Genomic DNA, 4,058 nt, shown 5'->3' with positions numbered 1-4,058 from the left:
AGTTCAAAGTTCAAAGTTGGGCGTGCAGGTTTCTTGGCCGTGGAAACTTCCCATGAACCGTTCCTCCGGACCGTGGCCTTTAGGCCGCTTCAACGCTCGACTCCGGAGAGTGCGCGGAAGCAGCCTGGGAGGGGACCAGGTGGGTTCATGGGTCGTGAGAAGGTGCGTGAGGAACAGGGACCTCTCCAGGAAACCAAGTAGGGCTGCGCTGCCGCGCAGCCAGTCTTCTGCCGATGCGGCGGCGCAGCAGCACCGTCCTACCAGCGATGTGGAATGCATCCCCAACCGCACTAGAAGCTGTACGACGCGGAGACGTGTCCGCGCGATTTTCCGAGGCCCGGGATCGGATCGTCCACTTGCCAGCCGTAATCGAACCGGACCGAAAGGAACCGCGAGACTTGATACCTCAGGCCAACGCCCGCGGATTTGAGCAGCACATGGGGATCTTCATTGGCCAGCAGGATGCGATTGCTGGTCTGTCCGTAATCGAAGAAGCCCAGCACCTGGAGCTGGTCCTTCGCGGTCTTGTCAAAAAACTTGCCAACCGAGAAAGCCGGCGCGCGCAGTTCGTTTGAAATCAAGAAGCCTTCCGCACCCGCTGTCGTTCTTTCTTCATACCCGCGAACCGTGAACGATCCGCCGAGACCGAGCTGTTCGCTCGGGACCAGGTTGCCGTCCGCGATCTGATAGGCGCCGCTCACACGCCAGCTAAAACCGGCCAGGAGCCGCGTGATGCGCTCCAGGTTGAATCGGGCGTAAACGTAGTCGGCCTCGGCAGAAGGGTAGGAGTTGCCGAAAGCGGCGTCGTCGTTCATGTCCGTCAGATTTCCCGGACTGTAATAGACTTCCGCGCCCACCAGCGTGCTTCCCCAATCGTCGGGCAGAAGTCCGGAATAACCGAACATGGCCTGGGCAATCTCGGTGGTCTCGGCGAAGATGTTCACGAAATTGAACTCCAGGTTGTTGTCCATGTGCCGGAAATCCGCGCCCAACTGAAGTTCGTGGCGATACGAGCCGAGGTTGGGCAGCGGCACTCCGTAGCGAAGATTCGCCTGATAAGTTGAACCCTGCTGCGTGACCGGGAAATTGGGGATGTCGCCCTTCACGTCGGCGTAGCTCCCCGACAGCGTGAGCGTGTGGCGCCAGGGCAGGAAGATCGAGTAGGTGAAGACGTGCGCCTTCAGAAGCTCAAATTCCGAATCGGTGATGAATCGGTAGGAAAACAGATGATCATGGAGGCCAAAAGCCTTGCCCCAATCCACCCCGGCGGACAATCGGGTCTCTCCCACGAGGCGATTGCCGGTGTTGTCGATGCTCAGCGATCCGCCCAGCGGCAGCCGTTCCGAAGTCCGGATTACGAGGTCTGACTCCAATCGACCTTCGCCCGGTTTGTAAAGGGCATCGATCGAACGGAATTTGTTTCGATTGAGCCAATTCAAATCGCTCGTCAACTGGCCTTCATCGATGGGTTCGGCTTCTATGAGGCGGAGATTTTTCCGGATGTATTCGGTCTTCGTCCACTTGTTAGTGCCCTCGAAAACCACTTTGCCCAGCTTGGACTCGATGACCACCAACTGAAGCACGCCGCCGGAGACAGTCTGCGGCGGAAAGACAGGATCGACGATGGGAAAACCCTTTTGCCGGTAGTGCGTCTGCACCGCGGTCTGAATGTCCTTGAGAAGGGTCTGGTCGATCTGCCGCCCGAAGAACGGTTGCATTCGCTTCTCGAATTCAGGGTTCTTGAGGATCTCAATGTCTTTCACGACCAGCCCGGTGACGGCCAAACTTGGATGGCCCTCCTTGACGACGGACTCCTGTGATTTCAGCAGAATCAATCCTTTGAGTTCGCTGGCCGCCTGCTCACCTTCAGCGGCGCTGGCTATCCCGGAACCAATCGCGAGAAAGACAAGGGCCTGGCTGAGAACCCGCCTCCAGCGCAGGACAGGCTTCCAGCCTGTCCGAGCCGATGAACCTGGAAAAAGCAGTTCGGCCCACCGAACACACGAAACACACAAAAACCGGACTAGTTGCAGAGGCGATCCCCAAGAACCGTTAGACGAGGACAGGTTGGAAGCCTGTCCTGCTTTGCGTTGATTCGTGAAAAGCTCTCTCTGAACGTCGTGAAATTTGCTGATCATACCGGTCTTCAACGCGACTATTATGGAACGTGGTGGTTTATTCTGTCGGGAAAGCATGTCGCAGCCGCCCCAAAGCGGCACGTTTATAGAAGAGAACCCCGGGGATTCCAAGGAGTATCTTGACGTGCGTGTGACCCGCCAGGGCTGTTGACAAAGTAGCTATACAGATTTTCAATCTGCTGTATCGCCGATTTCCAATCGGCAGGGCGCCGGCAAGTCCCAGCGGGCTCGGACTTGGAGACGCCCCGCAGAATACAATTCTGCGATACGGCAGAGTGCAACTCTGCGCTACGAGCTTTGTCGTCCATCCCGCGGAGCATTGGACCATGAGACACTGGGAGATCTCTTGCGAGAATAAAAAAGCGCTCGCGGGAGAGCGGGCGCTGTGCTGAGATTTCGTGTGCCTAGCGGCCGGCTTCTATGAAGCGCAAGCCCTGGTATGCTTTTGCCGCGGCCTCGTCGGTCGCCATTCGATCCAACATCACGTCCTTCACTTTTCGAAGCAGCTTGCTGTATTCCGGTCTCTGGTCGTCCGTCAAAGCGCTCTTGATCTCGAGCAATCCCCGGATGGCCGCGTCGTATTCCTTTCGGTTCAGCGCGGCGAGTACTTCGGGCGCGCCTTTGAGGTTGATCGGGGCGGCTTCAGTCTTAGCTGCTTTCTTGCACCCAAACAGGCAGAGCAGCGGAGCCGCAAGCGTGAGCTTCAGAACTGACCGCCGATCCATCATCCGTCATGCACCAGGAGTTACAGGGCCGGACCGCCGAAGCCAGGGCCATTCAGCAATTCGTTCGGCTGTTTGAACAATTTCGGATTCAGGAAATCGTTGAACTTCTTGAACTTGATGAATTCGGCCGTGCCTCCGAAACGACCGATCATCGCGCCGCCGCCCCGGTCCGCGTTGCCGGTGTAATCTCCCCGGCCCGCGTGGCGCTGCGATACGCCTTCACCACCGGTCAAAGGATTGTTGCCCGCGTCGTTGAAGTAAAAACCATCCGTCTCGTTCTGCTCCCAGAGTTGAATGTCCGTCGCGAGGAAATCATTCAGTTTGTAGGTCTTTCCATTGGCCAGTTGTCCCGATTTGGGCCCAACATAGCTCCCGATTGTTCCGTTCCAGCAATAAGACGTGATTTTAACAGGACGCGCGAGCCACCACGTCTTGAACCGTCCGGAGCCGCGTTGCGAGACGTCTTTGGGGCACCACATGACTTGATGCGTGCTCAGGAACGGACCGAGTTGGCTGATTCTGAAGAATGCCAACTGATTGCTGAACTGAACCGAATTGACGTCCCGCCCCGCCGCGCTTCCGGGGGCGTTCGGGCCGCCGGGAATGCGCCCGTTGTTGGCCGTAGCATAAGCCCAACCATCCGGTCCCGACAAATCGCCGCCCCAGGTCGGGTGGGAAACTCTCTCATCGTTGTCGCCGGCATACATGTGGTTCGCCAGGAGGATTTGTTTGACGTTGTTGATGTCGCCGGTGGCCTGGGCTTTATCCTTTGCGCGCGACAAGGCGGGGAGGAGCATGCCGGCCAGAATCGCAATAATGGCGATGACGACGAGCAATTCGATCAGCGTAAAGGCCCAGGCGGCCTGACGCAGCGTCGGTTGATTCGGGAGAACTGGTGCTTCTTTTTGCATAATCTGGATCGTTTTGTTTGGGCTTTTTTTACCAAAGTTCGGGATTTGCGGGAGACTAGGGTGAAACCACCGCCAAGTCAACTGTGCGTTTGAACGCCCACGAGTGCGTTCGAGTGCGTAAGGCGTAAAACGTGAAACGTAACAAGGTAGCGGCATACTAAGTGGTCCATTTCATAAATACGCTCACGTTCGCGGCAAGGGATTTTTCGGCCAGACGAGGCGCGAGCGACGAGCATATCCCGAAGTGGATCTGTAAGGAGCAAGCAACGAAGTCTGGCGAAAAA

3 protein-coding genes are annotated in these 4,058 nt (G+C 57.2%); all 3 read right to left on the bottom strand.

All coding sequences use genetic code 11. From position 1 onward, the window contains the following. Nucleotides 1–290: 290 nt before the first annotated feature. On the bottom strand, nucleotides 291–2,195 hold the full coding sequence (locus tag FJ398_26475) for a ShlB/FhaC/HecB family hemolysin secretion/activation protein (GenBank protein MBM3841431.1): 1,905 nt from the start codon (nucleotides 2,193–2,195) through the stop codon (nucleotides 291–293). A gap of 347 nt (nucleotides 2,196–2,542) precedes the next feature. After that, the gene (locus FJ398_26470) at nucleotides 2,543–2,866 is read right to left on the bottom strand and encodes a hypothetical protein (protein ID MBM3841430.1); all 324 of its coding nucleotides are present in this window, start codon (nucleotides 2,864–2,866) and stop codon (nucleotides 2,543–2,545) included. A 17-nt stretch (nucleotides 2,867–2,883) separates the two neighbouring features. Beyond that, a complete protein-coding gene (locus tag FJ398_26465; GenBank protein MBM3841429.1) occupies nucleotides 2,884–3,774 on the bottom strand; it encodes a type II secretion system protein in 891 nt (296 codons plus the stop codon). Nucleotides 3,775–4,058 lie beyond the last annotated feature (284 nt).

It is taken from the genome of Verrucomicrobiota bacterium, from assembly GCA_016871535.1.
Taxonomy (GTDB): Bacteria; Verrucomicrobiota; Verrucomicrobiia; order Limisphaerales; family SIBE01; genus VHCZ01.
This window is presented reverse-complemented; position numbering and strand designations above follow the sequence as displayed.

What these genes read in the sequence shown, in the direction of transcription:
- FJ398_26470 (MBM3841430.1), bottom strand. Translation starts at nt 2,866, where the DNA reads ATGATGGATCGGCGGTCAGTTCTGAAGCTCACGCTTGCGGCTCCGCTG.
- FJ398_26475 (MBM3841431.1), bottom strand. Translation starts at nt 2,195, where the DNA reads ATGCTTTCCCGACAGAATAAACCACCACGTTCCATAATAGTCGCGTTG.
- FJ398_26465 (MBM3841429.1), bottom strand. Translation starts at nt 3,774, where the DNA reads ATGCAAAAAGAAGCACCAGTTCTCCCGAATCAACCGACGCTGCGTCAG.